This is a genomic window from Streptomyces sp. NPDC104761 (genome assembly GCF_055583445.1).
The window spans coordinates 42376-59176 of the sequence record NZ_JBVJNZ010000014.1 but is presented as its reverse complement, the minus strand read 5'-3'; the positions used below and the strand labels follow the sequence as shown (position 1 = coordinate 59176).

Here is a 16801-nt window from a genome sequence, read left to right as displayed (position 1 = left end):
GGGGTGGGCCGGGCGCCGCCGAGTTCAAGGACCTGTGAACTGTTCGAGCGCATGAGCCGACTGATGCAAGGCGTCGCCGCTCCCGCCGCCACACTGGCCTGGCTCCCGCGATCAGGACCCGTCCTCGTCTCCGGGCTGGGCCTGGCCGCCGTCGGTCACCCGGGGATCTCCTTGCAGGACCCCTGCAGGACCCGCTGATGGCGATCTTGCATGGCTTGGCGCGCTCGGCGATCGGGATACACGGACGTCCTGGCCGAGCGGACTGATGCCGGCGCCGGCGGCGCGGCCGTACTCGGGGGCTCGGGGTGCCCCAGGGGTTGTGGTGTCAGCCCGCCAGATCGGCCTTGCCGAACAGGACGGCGTAGCCGGAGGGGAGCTGGCTGATGATCTGGTTCAGCTCTCCGCCGGAGACGGCGCCGCCCAGGGTGGTCAGGACCGCGCCGGCGTCCCACTCCGCGGTGCGCGGCCGGGCGCCGGTGCGCTCGGCGACTCGGCGGTAGAACTCCTCGATCCCGAAACTCTCGGCCTGCGACTGCTTGGCCTGGGCCAGTGCCTGTCCGAGCGGGGCGGGCAGCTGGGAGGCAAGGTCGTCGACCTCACCCGGGCTGATGTGCTGGGCGAGCACGCTCAGCACCGCGTCGGTGACCTTCGCGGCTTCGTCCTGGCTGGCGTATTCGCCGAGCTCGCGTACGCGAGCGAGGAACTCGTGGTGCTGCATGGTTCATCACCTCCGCTTGCCGGTGATCTCAGGGCATCGACGGCGATGCCCTCTTCCCCGGTACCCAGATGGGGCAAGCCTGTCAGTTCCGCGTGACAGGCCACGGCGGCTTGTCCGGGCGGGGCGGTACTCGGGGGCTGCGGAACGCCGAGGTGCAGCGGGCGAAGGAGTGGAGGTTCGCGGGCGGCCCGGACAGCCACGGGTAAGCAGACAGCGGGGTCATCCTGCGAGCACTGCGGCCGCCGCTGGGTCGGACGTCTGGTGGCGCGCCGGCCGGTGCCGCTGCCCGGTAACGCCGAGGCGCCCCGCACCCGTCTCCCGGCCGCGTGCGGCAATCGCCCCGAGCGGCCCACCGCACCGATGTGCATGCCCCCGCTACCCGCAGCCGCAACCCGGCGCACGAGCAGCCCAGCCGTCCAGGTGATCCGGGTAGTGCGCGCCCCTCCATGACGGCGGGCGCGCACTGTCGGAGCAGGGACCTCGTACGGCGATTCCCTGGGCGCTGGTGGCGGCCTCCGAAGGGCGGCACGATCGGCGCTCACGTGTGAGCTGCGGCATTGCCGGTCCACGCGGCCGGCCTGCAGTATGACCGGACCAGATGAGGTCAAGGAACGGCCAGCGGATCAGCTGGCCTGCTTCACCACGTGCAGGGAGCCGTTGAGGGTGCCCTCCTGCTGTTCGTAGTGGGAGAGTGCCAGGCCGAGGCCTATGAAGGTCGGTGCCCACTCGCCGACGAAGATTCCCCACCGGTCGGCTCGCTCGATGCCGGCCTGTTCGGCTTTGAGGCTGGCGAGCCAGGACGCGAAGCTGAGACCGATGGATGCCAAGCCGGCCAGGTAGGCGTGCTCGCTGCGGATGCCCAAGTCGTGCATCTTCTTGATCACCATGGGGGTTCTCCGATCTGTGGCGTGTTCTGTCGGGGTACCACAGCGAATTCCTCCTATACATCCCTTATGGATGCGTTTGAGGCGATGTTCCTTGCCGTGGAAACAGTCGGACGCCCTCAAGCTGCGGTCGCGGGCCGGAGGGCTGTTCACGACGAGGAACAGTCGACACCTGTGGATCGGCTTGTCAGGCGACTTGTTCGGTCGCATCTGATACTCAGCTGACTTCTTCGGTTGGTCATTCAAGGAGGACGGGCTCGGCGGACCACCTAGACTCGGGCCATGAGCAGGACCGACCGCGCCAGCCGGGTTATCGCGGCACCACCGGCGACTGTCTACGGCGCTCTCCTCGACCGGGAGTCCCTTGAGGCCTGGCTGCCGCCGGAAGGCATGCGCGGGCGGGTCGAGCGGTGGGATCCCCGGCCCGGTGGCGGATTCCGGATGATCCTCACTTACCTCGACCCCGTCGACAGCCCCGGCAAGACGTCGGATGCGACGGATGTCGTCGACGTCGGGTTTGCAGAGCTGGCGCCGCCGGAGCGCGTTGTGCAGAGGGCCGTGTTCGAGGCCGACGACCCCTCGTACGCGGGCACCATGACGATGACCTGGCACCTCGCTGCCGCCGGTGACGGAACCGAGGTGACCGTCACAGCCACGGACGTGCCACCTGGCATCGAGCAAGCGGTCCACGAGGCCGGGATCGCCTCCTCGCTGGCGAATCTGGCCTCGTACGTGGAAGCAGTCGACTGAGTCGGGTTGGGCTGCGACCCCGGCATGGCCACGGCGCCGTGAGCACTGTCGAGCACTCACACCCGCCGTCGCCGATCGCCGTCTCGCCCTCGCCGCCGCCCACCCGGGCCGCCCTCTACCGCGCGAGCTGCCTACCGAAGCTTCAGGACCCGGTGGAACCAGGCTGGTACTGCCATGCAGGGCTCCCCAGGGATGGGTACGTCGGTGAGTTCGGGGAACGGATCTCGCTCGGCGACGGACGATATGGCCCGGCGTCTTGAGCGGGCGGTGGATCCGGAGCGTTGTGGGTGACTCCGTTGTGCGGCTCCTGGGGAGGAGAGGAAGAACCGGGACACCTGTGGGGCCACGGGGGTGTGCGGGCGAGGGCCGGTCAGCGGCCTTCTCGGTACGCGTGCGCTTCCGCGAGCAGGAGGTAGCTGCTGGCGGTCCAGGTGTAGGCGCGGTCGCGCAGGCCCGTTCCGGTGAGCGCGTCGAAGTTCTCGGCGAAACCGTGGGTCTCGCACAGGGCGCGGAAGCGGGCGCTGATGTCGTCGGCCAGCCGGTGGTGGCCGGCGCGGCGCAGGCCGTCCTCGACGAGGACGGTGGCGGGTGCCCAGATGGGGCCGCGCCAGTAGCCGTCGGAGAGGTAGTGCGGCGAGTTGGTCAGTTCGGTGGCCAGGCCGTACGGCGTGAGATGAGCCCTGATGCGGTCGGCGAGCGCACTGCCGACCTCGGCGGGGAGGCGCTCGCCCAGCGCGATGGGCATCAGGTCGAGGAGGCTGGTGCTGCTCCAGGTCGCCCCGGTGCCGAGCCCGCGGGTGACGAAACGGTCGCCGGTCCAGAGCTGCTCGAACAGCGCCGTCTGGATCTCCTCGGCCGTACGGGTCCACCGCCCCGCCTCTTCTGTCCGGTCTATCTCTGTTGCCAGGTCGGCGAGTTCGTGCAGTTGCAGGACGAGGAACGCGGCCAGGTCGGCGCTGACGACCACTCGCTCGGGGTCGAAGGTGGTGGCGTTGTCCCAGCCGCTGTCGTTGCCATGCTGGTAGTAGGGGAGTTCGTCGGCGGGGGCACGCCTGGCTGTGAGCCAGAAGTTCGTCCAGCCCTCCAGCCGCTCGTAGGCCTTGGTCAGTTCGGCCCGGCTCGGTGGCGTCGGCAGGCGACGGCGCAGACGGCCCAAGGCCCAGCCATGGATGGGCGGCTTGACGAAGTTGCGCAGGACCTCGGAGTGGGCGACGGAGTCGGGCAGAGCGCCGGTGGCGTCCTGGTGGTCGAAAGGCAGGTGGAACTGGTCCCAACCCAGGTCCGGCCGACCCGGCGTCAGGGCAAGGGCGTTGAAGCAGTGGTCCCAGCTCCAGACCTTGTCCATCCAGTGCTTGGACATCAGCACGGCGGGCCGGGTGACGAGACCCGTCGGCCGTACGGTCGCCGACCAGATGACGTAGGCGGCGAGCCCGGCGGCCGGGGTGGCGGCCGAGCGCCAGGGGGCCACCGCTTCGACGAAGCTCGCGAACGCGCCCTGTGCGGTCTCCACGATGTCGTCGAAGGCGGCCGAGGTCGTGTACCGCGGGCGGGCAGTGTCGAGTTCCTCGATCGCCATCTCCCAGGGCCCGTCCGACGTGACCGCGACGCCGCGGTCGGCGCTGCCCAGGGCCTGGGCTCCGGTCGCCTCGGCGAGGGCTCCGGACAACAGGGTCACGCGGTAGCGGCGCCCGGTCTCGTACGACGTGAACACGTGCGCGCCCGCCGCCGGATCATGGAAGAGATACGTGCCGCTGAATGGCGTCAGGGTCCGCGCGGCGGCGAACACGCCGATGCCCAGGCCGCTTCCCCGCAGCCGGACGGTGTCCGGCGACTCGTAGGCGAGGTCGACGCGCCCGCTCTCGCCGATCCAGCTCAGCAGGCCCGGTGCCGCCGTGACACGGGTCTCGGCGCGGTCGCCCGTCGTCGGGTTCGAAGGAACCAGGCGCAGGACGCCGTGCATGCCGTTCTGGTGCGAGACGAGGTGCAGGTCCTCGGCATATGTCTTCTCCGCGATCACGGGAGAAATGTCGAACCATGATCCGTACGTGCTGAACGGGATGTCGTGGACGGAGAATGCCGGGCCTGGTTGGGCGGCGGTCATGTGGCGTGACTCGTTTCTTGGGCAGGGGGTTGCGGCCGGACGACGCACGAGAGGGGCGGCCGGCGTGGCAGGGGTGGGCGGCTCAGTCCTTGACGGCGCCGGCGGTCACGCCTGCGGCGACGTAGCGCTGGGCGAGGACGAGGATGACGGCGGCCGGCAGGGAGGCGACGACGGCGGTGGCCATGATGGCGTTCCACTGCTGGTTGTTGTTGCCGATGTAGTGGTAGATGCCGAGGGTGATCGGCTCGTGGGCGCCGCCGTTGACAAGGGTGCTGGCGAAGACGAAGTCGGACCAGGACCACAGGAACGCGAACAGGGACACCGTGACGACGGCGTTGCGGCTGATCGGCAGGACGATGGACCAGAAGGTGCGCAACGGCCCGGCGCCGTCGGTCGTGGCGGCCTGGAGGAGTTCGCCGGGGATGCCGGACATGAACGCGGTGAAGATGAGGACGCCGAAGGGTACGGCCAGGGTGGAGTCGGCGACGATCAGGCCGGGGACGGACTGGAGGAGGCCGAGCTGGAGGTAGATGGCGTAGAAGCCCATCGCCATGATGATGCCGGGGATCATCTGGGCGGCCAGCAGGACGAAGCGGAGAATGCCGCCGCCGCGCGGGCGCAGCTTGGCCAGGGCGTAGCCGGCCGGGGCGGACAGGGCCACGGTCACTGCGACGGTGCCCAGGCCGATGACGAGGCTGGTGCCGAGGTAGGGCAGCTGCTCGTCCAGGACGGTGCGGTAGCCGGCCAGGGTGCCGTGCAGCGGCAGCAGGTCCGGCGGGCTCTTGCGCATGTCCTGGTCGCGGGTGAGGGAGACGTTGACCATCCAGTAGACCGGGAAGAGCATGATCGCGCTCAGCAGGACGCCGATCGTGGTCTTCATCCGTGTACGCCTGCGGCTTCGGCTCATGACAGGGCCTGCTTTCTCTGGACCCGGACGTAGACCAGGCCGAAGACCAGGGCGGTGACCACGAGCAGGTTGCCGACGGCCGCGCCAGGGCCGAAGGCCGGCAGAAGGTTGCCGAAGCCGAGCTGGTAGGACCAGGTGGCGAAGGTCGTGGAGGAGTCCGCCGGGCCGCCCTTGGTCATGATCCAGATGATGTCGAAGACCTTGAGCGTGTAGACCAGCCCCAGGAGAAGGGTGATCGCGGAGACCGGCCGCAGCAGTGGGAAGGTGATGCTCCAGAAGCGCCGCCAGGCACCCGCGCCGTCGATCGCGGCCGCCTCGTACAGGCCGGCTGGGATGGACTGCAGGCCGCTGTACAGCACGACCAGGTTGAACGGGACACCGATCCAGACGTTCGCGATGACGACCGAGGTCAGCGACCAGGACGGCGAGGTCAGCCAGTTGACCGGCCCGATGCCGACGGCGTGCAGAGTGGCGTTGACGACGCCCGACTCGCTGTTGAGCATCCAGGACCAGGTGGATGCCGAGACGATCAGCGGCAGCAGCCAGGGCACGAGGAACAGGGCGCGGAGCGTGGCCGAGAGCCGGAAGTTCTGGTTGAAGAAGACCGCGAGGGCGAGTCCGATGGCGTACTGGAAGACGAGGCAAACGGAGGTGAAGACCGCGGTGTGGAGCAGGGCCGGGGCGAAGGTCGGGTCGTCGAAGACCTTGCGGTAGTTCGCCAGGCCCGTGAAGGGTGCGTCGCCCTGGACGAAGGAACGGACGGTGTAGTCGCGCAGGCTCAGATCGAGGTTGCGGTAGAGGGGGTAGGCGTAGAAGAGGCCAAGGTAGAGGGTCACCGGGGCGAGAAACCCCCAGGCGGCCCAGTGGGCGGAGGGGGACCGGCGGCGTTTCGGGCCGCGAGCCGGGGACGGGGAGGCGGCCGCCGCCCCGCCCGGGACGCCTGCGGACCGGTGGTCCGGCGGATGTGTCGTCTGCTTCACCGGACTCACGTCACTTGGCCGCGGCCTGCGCCGCAGTGAGGGCGTCCTTGGGCGACCGGGATCCGCTGAGGGCGGACTGGACGGCCTTCCACATCTGCTCGGAGATCGCGGGGTACTTGGTGCCCAGGTCGTCACTGGTACGGCCCTTGGCCGCCTTGACCGCGTCGACCCACGGCTTCAGGCCGGCGTTCGAGGCCACCTGCTTGTCCTGGACCTCCGCGGTCGGGGCCACGTAGGACAGGGTGGTGTCGGTGTCGTAGAGGTTGGCGGTGCTGGTCAGACAGGTCGCCAGCTTCTGGGAGGTGGCGTAGCGGCCGGTGTCCTTCTGGACCGGGATGGTCACGAACTCGCCGCCCGTCGGGGCCGCGGCGTGCCCGCCGTTCACTCCGGGTATGGGCAGTACTCCGTAGTCGAAGCCGGCCTTCTTGGCGTTGGCGAGCTGCCAGGTGCCGTTCTCGCTGAACGCGTAGTCGCCGGTGGCGAACTCCTGCCAGCTGGTGGTCTGGGTGTTGTTGAGGACCGAGTTGGGGGCGTAGCCGTTCGTCAGCCAGTCCTTCCACAGGGCCAGCGCGGACACTCCCTGGGCGGAGTCGAGTTCGGTCAGCTTGGCGCCCGCGCCCCAGAACCAGGGCAGGAACTGGAAGCTGCCCTCCTCCGTTCCGATCGCCGAGAAGGTGATGCCCTTCTCGCCGGCCTTCTTGACCTTCGCCAGGGCCGCCGTGAGCGAATTCCAGTCCCTGACCGAGGCGATGTCCACGCCGGCCTTCTTCAGCACTTCCTTGTTGTAGTAGAGGGCAAGCGTGTTGGCGCCGATCGGAGTGCCGTAGGTCTTGCCGCCCGACTGACCGGCGGCGAGCAGGTTGGGGTCGACCTTCGAGGTGTCCAGCCTGCTGTCGTCGGTCGTGGTGAGGACGCCCGCCTCGGCAAGGGTCGACACCACCGGGTTGTCGACGATGAGGACGTCCGGGGAGTTGCCCTGCTGGGCGGCGAGCAGCGTCTTGCTGCCCAGGTCACTGGTGTCGAAGCCGGTCCGCTTGATCTTCACTCCGGCCTTGGTGCCGCACTGGTCCAGCAGCTTCGCCCAGGCCGAGGTCTTGTCGAACTGCGGGTACGGGTCCCACATCGTGTACGTGCCGCTGCCGGCGCTCTGGGTGCCGGTGCTGCCCGAGCCGGAGGAACAGGCGGTGGCGGTGACGGCCACGGTGAGGGCGGTGACCGCTGCGGCGGTCAGCCGGCGCTGTCTGGAGGAGCTGTTCATCGCGAGGGTTCCTTTGTTCTGGGCATGCCGGTGCCGAGGGCATGGGGTGGTGAGGGCGCGAGGGGTGAAGTCCTGAGGCGCGAGGAGAGACGGACACGGCGAACAGCGCTGTCGAGCGGTTCGGGCGTCCGGTGAAGTGAAGGTGAAGTGAGGTCGGGAGAGCTACGTGGGTCGGTCAGGACTGGGTGACGTTCAGGTCGCGGTACTGGTCCCGGCGGGCCCGGTGCTGGCCCGCAGCGAGATGGGGGGAGCGAGGAGGTGGTGCCGGGGCGGAGCCTCGGGGTGGTCGAGCCGCTCCACCAGCAGGTCGACGGCGCGCCGGCCCATCTCCTCCGCCGGCACGTCCGCGGCGGTGAGCTGCGGGGTCACCGTCTCCGCCCACCGGCTGGCGACCACCCCGGTGACGGAGAAGTCGCGCGGCACATGACGGCCCGCCCTGGCCAGCCCCCGGTACAGACCGCCCAGCGCGGCCTCGTTCAGCGTGACCAGGGCCGTCGTGGCCCGTTCATCGTTCAGGATCCGATCCAGGCAGGCCTCGCCGGAGGCGGCGTCGTCCTCACAGCAGTACGTCCGTACTGTCAGCCCCCGCTCGGCCGCCGCCTTGGTGAAGCCGTCCAGGCCGCGGTGCGCGGACTCGTATCCGGCCCGCAGCAGCTGCTCGGGCCGGTTGACGAAGGCGACCCTCGTGTGGCCCAGGTCAGCGAGGTGGTGCACGCAGGCCGCAGCGAGCGCGGTGTGGTCCAGGCCGACCCACCAGCCGCCCTCCGGGTGGGCGGTGCGGCCGATGGCGACGGAAGGAAAGCCCAGGTCGGCAAGGTGGTCGACCCGGTCGTCCTCCAGCCGGATCTCCATCAGGATCGCGCCGTCGACGCGCTGCTCTCCCAGCAGCCGCTGGAACGAACGGTCGCTGTCCACGCCGCTCGGGGACAGCAGCACGTCGTAGTCGTGGGTGGCGGCTGCCTCCACCACGCTCCCGATGAAGTCGAGCTGCATCCCGGTGTAGTGGTTGCCGGCCGGTGGGAACACCAGGCCGATCGTGTTGGTCCGGCCGTTGGCAAGGGCACGCGCGCTGGCGTTCGGGCGGTAGCCCAACTCGTCGATGACCTGCTGGATCTTCCGGCGCGTGTCGTCCGAGACCGGGCGCTTGCCGCTCAGGGCGTACGACACGGTACTCCGCGAGACACCGGCCCGCTGTGCGATCTCACCGATGTTCACGGCAGCTCCTTGGTCGAACCGGTTCGGTGCCCCTGCGGAGCAGAGAGCCCGGTCGCGTGGATTCCAGGGTGAGGAAAGAATCGTCCACCGGTTGTCGAACCGGTTCGCGTGAAGTGAAGTTAGGAACAACCCGGGCGGCTGTCAATGCTCGAAACGCCCCTTCTCGTAACAGCCTTGAGATCCGGGCGTACCGTCCCGCCCGCTCTCGTCAGAGGGATTGCTGCGACATTTCCCCGGTGCTAACTTCCTGCGAACCGGTTCGACGAAGTGATCCTTCCGGCCGTCGAACGCCTTTTTATCCGTGGCCTGTGGTGATCGAACCGATTCGACAGACCGTGAGCCTGGCCCTCCCTCGCTGGTCACGGCATGCAGACGAGCAGCCGGCCGAGGCGGTCCTGTCGGACCCCGCTACTCAAGGATTGAGGACGCGATCCCATGACATCCGCTGACAGTTCCACCCGGCGCCGGGCCCCGGCCGCAGTGGCGCTGGCCCTCGGTGCGGGCCTGCTGGCCGCACCTGCCGTCCCCGCTCTGGCGGCCGACACGCCCCAGCCCGCCGCGCACTACACCTTCGACCAGGACGACCTCGCCTCCGGCAAGATCGCGGACACGTCCGGCAACGGTCTGACGGCGACCCTGGTCAACGCCTCCACCGCCCAGGCCGTCGCGGGCGCCGACGGCGGCAAGGCGCTGTCCCTGCCAGGCGGGGCACCCACCTCGAACGGCGCGTATGTCCGCCTGCCCCGGGAAGTCCTCGGCGACGCGAGCGACCTGACGGTCTCGGCCCGCGTGAAGTGGGGCGACGACAGGTCGGACTGGCAGCGGATCTTCGATCTGGGCACCGACACCGGGAGATACCTGTTCACGACGCCGTCCAACGGGAGCGTGCTGCGCACCGCCGTGACCACCGGCGGCTCAGGCGCGGAGGCCCAGGTCTCCGGCTACGCACCGTTGCCCGCCGACGGCTGGCGGACGGTCACCGTCACCCTCGACACCGCCGCCCACCGGGTCACCACCTACCTCGACGGCGTGGCGGTCTCCTCCGCCGAGACGACCGTCAGGGCCAGGGACCTGCTGGGCGGTTCGGCCACGGCGGCCGGCTACATCGGCAAGTCCTTCTACCAGGACCCGCTGCTCAAGGGCGTGATCGACGACTTCACGGTCTGGCACTCGGCCCTCACCGCCGAGCAGGTGGCCGCCACGGTCGGGGCCCTGCCCACCCTTCAGCAGCTCTCGCGGACGTCGTTCGACGTCCGTACGACGACCGGGACCGCCCCGTCCCTGCCCGTCTCGGTCCGCTCCACCTTCTCCGACGGCTACGACCGCGACACGCCGGTCACCTGGGACGCGGTACCACCCGAGAAATACGCCGGACCCGGCACGTTCACGGTGGCCGGAACGGCGGCCGGACAGGCCGTGCAGGCGACCGTCACCGTGGTGCGCGAGGGTGAGCTCACCGTCGACCTCGGCTCGGGCACCGGCGCCTTCCACGGCGGCGCGTCCGGCACCCTCTACGGCGTCTACGGCCCGGACGTCCCCACCGACAACCTCATCGAGGGCATGGGCCTGCGCACGGTCTCGACCAAGGCGCAGGACGGCCCGCAGCACCCCGGTGCCGACGCGCTGGACGTGGTGAGGCCGCTGGCCGACTCCACCGACGGTGACGTGTACATCTACATGACGGACATCCACCGCGGGTTCCCCTACGAGTGGCCGGGCGACACCCCGCAGGAGAAGCTCAAGCTCTACGAGGAGAAGATCGCCAAGCAGGTCGACCAGGTGCTGCAGCTGCCGGGGCAGTACCAGGACAACATCGTCTTCGTGCCGTTCAACGAGCCCGAGGGCAACATGTTCGGCACCGGCGAGTGGAGCTACGACAAGGTCAGCTGGCTGACCGACCCCACGGACTACTTCGCCGCCTGGGACTCCGCCTACAAGCTGATCAAGGGCAGGATGCCGGACGCCCGCATCGCCGGACCCAACACCAGCGTCCTGTACGACCAGGTGAAGGGCTTCCTCATCCACACCCTGGCCGCCGGCACCCTCCCCGACGTGGTCACCTGGCACGAGCTGAGCCACCCGGAGGCGGTGCGCCAGAGCGTCGCCAAGTACCGGGCGTGGGAGAAGGACCTGTTCAAGGGCACCGACCGCGAGGGCACCCAGCTCCCCATCAACATCAACGAGTACGCCTTCAACTACCACACCTCCGTGCCCGGACAGATGATCCAGTGGGTGTCCGCGATCGAGGAGTCCAAGGTGGACGCCGACATCGCGTACTGGAACATCGACGGCGACCTCTCCGACTCCGCGGTGCAGTCCAACCGGGGCAACGGCCAGTGGTGGCTGCTGCACTCGTACGCCTCGATGAGCGGGCACACGGTGACGGTGAACCCGCCGTTCCCGGGCCAGAACTACACCATGCAGGGCGTGGCCACGCTCGACACGAAGAAGAGGCAGTCCCGGCTGATTTTCGGCGGGTCCACTGGCAAGGGCCGGATCACCTTCGCGAGCGTCCCCAAGGAGGTCTTCGGGGACCGCGTGCACGCCTGGGTGCGCGAGATCGACTGGAGCGGCCAGGTCGGCGACAATTCCGGCCCGAAGCTCCTGACGGAGACGAACCTGCAGGTCGGTGACGACGGCAAGGTCATCGTCGACTTCGGCGACGGCACGCTGCCGATGCTGAACGAGTCCTCGGCGTACGAGATCGTCCTCAGCCCGGCCGGCAAGGCGAAGGGCACGCGGTCCGCGCCCGTGCGCTGGCAGGGGTCGTACGAGGCGGAGGGCGCCGCCCACACCGGGTCCGGCTACTCCAAAAACGGCCCGGAGGGTTCGACCAGCGACGTGTCGAAGTTCTACACCTCCGGCGGCTACGACGTCGGCGGGCTGCGCACCGGCTCGGACGTCACGCTCGACTTCACCGTGGACGTGCCCGAGGACGGCACCTACGACCTGAGCGTCTTCGCCAACTCGCTCAACACCTTCGACAGGGTGAAGGACCAGGGACCCACCAACGTCTTCCTGCGCGTGGACGGCCGGGCGGACACCGAGCAGGAGCTGTACATGCCGCTCGGCTACAAATGGGTGGTGTGGGACCACACCGACACCAAGGTCCACCTGACCAAGGGCAAGCACACCCTGACACTCGCCGCGAAGAGCCTCGACGGCAAGCGCGCCACCAAGGGCGACGCCATCGTCGACCGCCTCACGCTCTCCCTGCCGTCCCCGTCGGCGGCCACCGAGGTCTACGAGGGAGAGCTGGCCTGGACAAGCGGCGGCGCGCAGCCCGTCTACGACCTGCCGAAGCACACCCCGGCCCCCGCCACCGGCTCCGGAGCGGTCAGGCTCGCGAAGAACCAGACGGCCACGTTCTGGGTCTACTCGCCGGCCGACCGCGAGGCCACCCTCGGGGTCGGCACCCTCGGCAGCGCGGACGCCCGGCTCTCCGTCAACGGGCACGACGTACTGCACGTGACCAAGAGCAGGCACGAGGTCGCCGTCTCCCTCTCGGGCGGCATCAACAAGGTGACGGCGACCGGCGGTTCGACCCCCACACTCGTCGACCGGCTGACCGTCACGCCCACCGACGGCAAGCTCAAGGCACACACGTACGAGGCACAGGAGGCCACACTCACGGGCTCGGCCACGCTGACCCCACTGCCCCTGGCCACCGACGGTACGGCGATCACCGGGATCGGCGGTGACCCGGGCAACGACAACACCGCGACGTTCACGGTCGCCGCGCACAAGGCCGGCCTGTACGCGCTGCGCATCCGCTACTCCAATCCCGAGCAGTCCGAGGCCACGCACTACAACCCGGACCCGCTCGCCCGCCACGCCGACATCAGCGTCAACGGCGGCAAGACACGGCGCGTCGGCTTCCCGCACACCTTCCACCAGGACAACTTCTGGGAGCTGACCGTCCCCGTCGACCTGAAGGAGGGACAGAACACGATCACCTTCCGCTCCGAGGAACTGCCGAACTTCGACGGCACCACCTACGCGTCGGACACCTTCCCTGGAGTACTGCTCCGCTCGCGCCACGCGCCCCTGATCGACCGGATCGTCGTTGCGCCGTACGCGCGAGAGGTGCGATGAGGTGACTGACCACCGGCGGCGAAGCGACGCGCACAACGGTCGGACACCGGGGGACTCCTCCCCGGACCCCGCCCGCTTCGACGCCGGTGCATCCGGCTGCGGTTCGGGCCGCCCGCCGGCCCAGTACCGGGGGTGCCGGCGGAATTGCCGCGAGCGGCTCCCGCCGAGACGCGTCGACGGACTCACGACGCCACGAGGTCAGCGCGAACCGATTCGACGCAAGCGATTCGACGGGACTTCACGTCCGGCGTTGCGCGGGCCGGTCGCGTAGTGCGAAGCGCAAACGGCTTCAATCCCCGTGCAGGGGCGTCTGCTTCGACGAGTGGCCTTCGCTCCGGTGCTCCGTGATCTGGTTCTGCTCGGAGACCTTCCTGTTCAGTGGCCTGATGAAGGGGCATCCGTAGGTTCGGTGGCCGGGCGTCGGCGACACCCGCGCCGCCCCCGGCACCGTCGCGGCAGTAGGTCGGGCCGCGGTCCGGGCCCGTTCCATCGCAACTTTTCGTGCTTCCCAGGAGCTTGCGAACCGTGGCAATCAGCAGTCGAATCGATTCCGCACCAAGCACCGCAGGAAGGGCCTCCCGACCCTTGGCCGCCCTGCGAGACCGGTCACACCGCCATCCCCGATGTCTCTCGGCAATCCCACTGCACCACGGCACGTTCAGACGCTTCGGCATGTGTCACCACCACCACCGCGACCCGACCGGGTTGCACCGGCACGGTAGGGAGTCCAGATGGGAACCACACGTACAAGGCGCCGTCTGTTGCCCGGGCGCGACAGCGTCGAGCGGTTACTCGCGGCGGTACGCCACCGTGGCGCGCCCCGAAACGCATCGCCTCGGACACAACTTTCTCCGTCGGCGGGCCCGGCCCGTTCCCGGTGGAAGACGTTCGCCCGGGCGGGGGCCGCAGCCGCGCTCGTCGCCGGCGCTCTGGCCGGCGCCACGGCCACGGCCGGCACAGCCCGGGCCGCCACGTCCGGGCCCTGTGACCTCTACGCGGCAGGCGGCACGCCCTGCGTGGCGGCACACAGCACCACCAGAGCGCTGTACGCCTCGTACAACGGGCCGCTGTACCAGGTCCGGCGCGCCTCCGACAACTCCACCCGTGACATCGGGGTCCTGAGCGCGGGCGGGTACGCCGACGCCGCCGCCCAGGACTCGTTCTGCTCGGGGACGTCCTGCCTGATCACGGTCATCTACGACCAGTCCGGCCGCAACAACAACCTCACCCAGGCACCCGGCGGCGGTGCCGCGGGCGGCCCCGACAACCTCGCGAACGCGACCGCCGCGCCCACCACGGTGGGCGGACGCAAGGCCTACGGCGTCTTCGTGGCGCCCGGTACGGGCTACCGGAACAACCACACGAACGGCATCGCCACCGGGGACAACGCCGAGGGCATGTACGCGATCTTCGACGGCACGCACTACAACGGCGGCTGCTGCTTCGACTACGGCAACGCCGAGACGGACAGCAACGACGACGGCAACGGCACGATGGAGGCCATCTACTTCGGCAACATCAAGGTGTGGGGCTACGGTTCGGGCAACGGTCCGTGGATCATGGCCGACCTGGAGAACGGCCTCTTCTCCGGGGTGAACCAGCACTACAACGCCAACGACCCGACCATCAACTACCGCTACACGACCGCCATCATCAAGGGCGGCCCGAACCACTGGGCGATCCGTGGCGGCAACGCGCAGTCCGGCGGCCTGTCCACCTTCTACGACGGGGTACGCCCCAACGTCTCCGGCTACAACCCGATGCGCAAGCAGGGCGCCATCATCCTGGGCACCGGCGGCGACAACAGCAAGGGTGCCCAAGGCACCTTCTACGAGGGCGTGATGACCTCCGGTTACCCGTCGGACGCCACGGAGAACGCCGTCCAGGCCAACATCACCGCTGTCGGGTACGGCAACTCCGCGGGGGGCGGGACGAGTACCGGCGCGCTGCACGCGGTGGGCGCGGGCAAGTGCCTGGACGTGCCGAACTCCTCCACCACGGCCGGCACACAACTGCAGATCTGGGACTGCAGCGGCGGCGCCAACCAGACGTGGACCCGCACCTCCTCGGGCCAGCTGACCGTCTACAGCGGCAGCAGCCAGATGTGCCTGGACGCGTACGACAACCAGACGTCCGCCGGCACCAAGGTAGTGACCTGGCCGTGCAACGGGGGTGCCAACCAGCAGTGGCAGGTGAACGCGGACGGCACCGTCACCGGCGTCCAGTCCGGGCTGTGCCTCGACGTCACCGGCGCTTCCACGGCCAACGGCGCCCTGGCAGAACTCTGGCCGTGCAACGGAGGATCCAACCAGCGATGGAGCCTCAACTGACCTGAAGGGCTCCGGTCCGCGGCCGGCCCACCACCGGCCCCGGGCCACTCGTCACCGGCTGCTGACACCGGCCCCCCCCGGACGCGGCACCTGGCGGGAACGTCCCCGCCGAGCAACCGTGCTCCGGCAGCCGGCGTGCACCAGGACTTCACCCCCACCCGACCGTTCGATTCGTGTGCTCGTTCTCCCCACCCACTGTCCCGCACCAGTGAGGAACGCTCATGAAGAAGTGCTCGGTATACCTTGCTGCCGCGCTGACGGCCGCACTCGCCACCGGCGCGGCACCACCCGCGGCGTCCGCCACCGCCACCGGTGCGCTGCACTCCGCCGAAGGCGCCGCCGCCGCGCCCGCCCCCCTGCGGCTGATGCCGCTGGGCGACTCGATCACCTGGGGCGTCGGCAGCCCGTCCGGAAACAGCTACCGCGGTTTCCTTGGGAACCAGTTGTCGGCCGAGGGACATGCTCTGGACTTCGTCGGCTCGGGCCGCAACGGCACCATGTCCGACCCGGACAACGAAGGCCACTCCGGCTGGCGGATCGACCAGATCGCCGGGATCGCCGACTCCGTGCTGGCTGGTTACCGCCCCAACGTGGTCACCCTGGAGATCGGCACCAATGACCTGAACGGCAACTACCAGGTCCCGACCGCCCCCGACCGGCTTCACGCGCTCCTCGACCAGATCACCCGCGATCTCCCCGACGTGACCGTCCTCGTCGGCACCGTGATCGTCTCCACCAGCGGCACCGAGGAGGCCGTCCGTCCCGCGTTCAACGCCAAGCTCCCCGGAATCGTGCAAGCCGAGCAGGCCGCCGGCAAACATGTACGGCTGGTGGACATGAGCGCTCTGACCAGTGCGGATCTCTCCGACGCCCTGCACCCCAACGACAACGGCTTCCGCAAGATGGCGGACGCCTTCAACACCGCGGTCCAGGCCGCGGACGCGGCCGGCTGGATCAAGCCGCCGGCACCGGCGGGCGGTGAGGTGCGCTCCGGAATCGCGGGGAAGTGCCTCGACGTCAACAACGGCAGCACCGCCAACGGGACCGCCGCGGACATCGCGGCGTGCAACGGCTCCGAGGGACAGCAGTGGTCCGCGCTCTCCGACGGCACCCTGCGGGCGCTCGGCAAGTGCCTCGACGCAACGGGCCGCGGCACCGCCAACGGCACGAGCATCGAGATCTGGGACTGCAACGGCGGCGGCAACCAGCAATGGCAGGCGTACAACGGCGGCTACCGCAACCCTGCCTCCGGCCGCTGCCTCGACGACCCCGGCTCGTCCACCACCGACGGAACGCAACTGGTCCTGTGGGACTGCAACGGCGGTGCCAACCAGCAGTGGACCGCGCTGCCGGTCACCTCGGCCCAGTGACCCCACCCGGCCGGGGCACCGACCCCCCGCCCGGAGCCATCCCCCCCATCAGCGCTGGTATCTCGGGTCTGGTGATCGGCGCGAGGTAGGCCGGAGAGCGAAAACCCGCGCTCGGTACCGCAGCGGTCGCCGGGCGCGGTTCAGGCATGCCCTCGTGCGGCCTCATCATGACCAAGACATGGGATGTATCAAG

11 protein-coding genes are annotated in these 16801 nt (G+C 69.5%); 4 read left to right on the top strand and 7 right to left on the bottom strand.

What is annotated here, in order from left to right; genetic code table 11:
- Nucleotides 1-325: 325 nt before the first annotated feature.
- Both ACZ63F_RS32160 and ACZ63F_RS32155 read right to left on the bottom strand, forming a co-directional pair.
- The gene (locus tag ACZ63F_RS32160; protein WP_469716369.1) at nucleotides 326-718 is read right to left on the bottom strand and encodes a DUF2267 domain-containing protein; all 393 of its coding nucleotides are present in this window, start codon (nucleotides 716-718) and stop codon (nucleotides 326-328) included.
- A 623-nt stretch (nucleotides 719-1341) separates the two neighbouring features.
- A complete protein-coding gene (locus tag ACZ63F_RS32155; RefSeq protein ID WP_469716367.1) occupies nucleotides 1342-1605 on the bottom strand; it encodes a hypothetical protein in 264 nt (87 codons plus the stop codon).
- 279 nt (nucleotides 1606-1884) lie between these two features.
- Here ACZ63F_RS32155 and ACZ63F_RS32150 point away from each other — a divergent pair, with 279 nt between their 5' ends.
- Entirely contained in the window at nucleotides 1885-2352 is a 468-nt protein-coding gene (locus ACZ63F_RS32150; protein ID WP_469716364.1) for an SRPBCC family protein, read from the top strand.
- A gap of 370 nt (nucleotides 2353-2722) precedes the next feature.
- Here the strand turns inward: ACZ63F_RS32150 and ACZ63F_RS32145 are convergent, their stop codons facing one another.
- The 5 genes from ACZ63F_RS32145 to ACZ63F_RS32125 form a co-directional block, all read right to left on the bottom strand.
- Nucleotides 2723-4453, bottom strand: coding sequence for an amylo-alpha-1,6-glucosidase (locus ACZ63F_RS32145; RefSeq protein WP_469716362.1), 1731 nt, complete (start codon nucleotides 4451-4453; stop codon nucleotides 2723-2725).
- An 82-nt stretch (nucleotides 4454-4535) separates the two neighbouring features.
- Entirely contained in the window at nucleotides 4536-5360 is an 825-nt protein-coding gene (locus ACZ63F_RS32140; RefSeq protein ID WP_469716360.1) for a carbohydrate ABC transporter permease, read from the bottom strand.
- Entirely contained in the window at nucleotides 5357-6340 is a 984-nt protein-coding gene (locus ACZ63F_RS32135) for a carbohydrate ABC transporter permease (RefSeq protein ID WP_469716358.1), read from the bottom strand. Before ACZ63F_RS32135 ends, ACZ63F_RS32140 begins: the two co-directional genes overlap by 4 nt.
- 10 nt (nucleotides 6341-6350) lie before the next feature.
- Entirely contained in the window at nucleotides 6351-7598 is a 1248-nt protein-coding gene (locus ACZ63F_RS32130) for a sugar ABC transporter substrate-binding protein (protein WP_469716355.1), read from the bottom strand.
- Nucleotides 7599-7790: 192 nt separating this feature from the next.
- Entirely contained in the window at nucleotides 7791-8813 is a 1023-nt protein-coding gene (locus ACZ63F_RS32125; RefSeq protein WP_469716353.1) for a LacI family DNA-binding transcriptional regulator, read from the bottom strand.
- 435 nt (nucleotides 8814-9248) lie between these two features.
- On the opposite strand from ACZ63F_RS32125, the gene ACZ63F_RS32120 reads away from it, so the two are divergent.
- The 3 genes from ACZ63F_RS32120 to ACZ63F_RS32110 all read left to right on the top strand — a co-directional run bounded on the left by ACZ63F_RS32120 (nucleotide 9249) and on the right by ACZ63F_RS32110 (nucleotide 16608).
- Entirely contained in the window at nucleotides 9249-12908 is a 3660-nt protein-coding gene (locus ACZ63F_RS32120) for a LamG-like jellyroll fold domain-containing protein (RefSeq protein ID WP_469716351.1), read from the top strand.
- Nucleotides 12909-13639: 731 nt separating this feature from the next.
- Nucleotides 13640-15238 carry an arabinofuranosidase catalytic domain-containing protein gene (locus tag ACZ63F_RS32115; RefSeq protein ID WP_469716349.1) on the top strand — a complete coding sequence of 533 codons (1599 nt, stop codon included), beginning with the start codon at nucleotides 13640-13642 and terminating at the stop codon, nucleotides 15236-15238.
- A 221-nt stretch (nucleotides 15239-15459) separates the two neighbouring features.
- On the top strand, nucleotides 15460-16608 hold the full coding sequence (locus ACZ63F_RS32110) for a ricin-type beta-trefoil lectin domain protein (protein WP_469716346.1): 1149 nt from the start codon (nucleotides 15460-15462) through the stop codon (nucleotides 16606-16608).
- The last annotated feature ends 193 nt before the right edge of the window (nucleotides 16609-16801 follow it).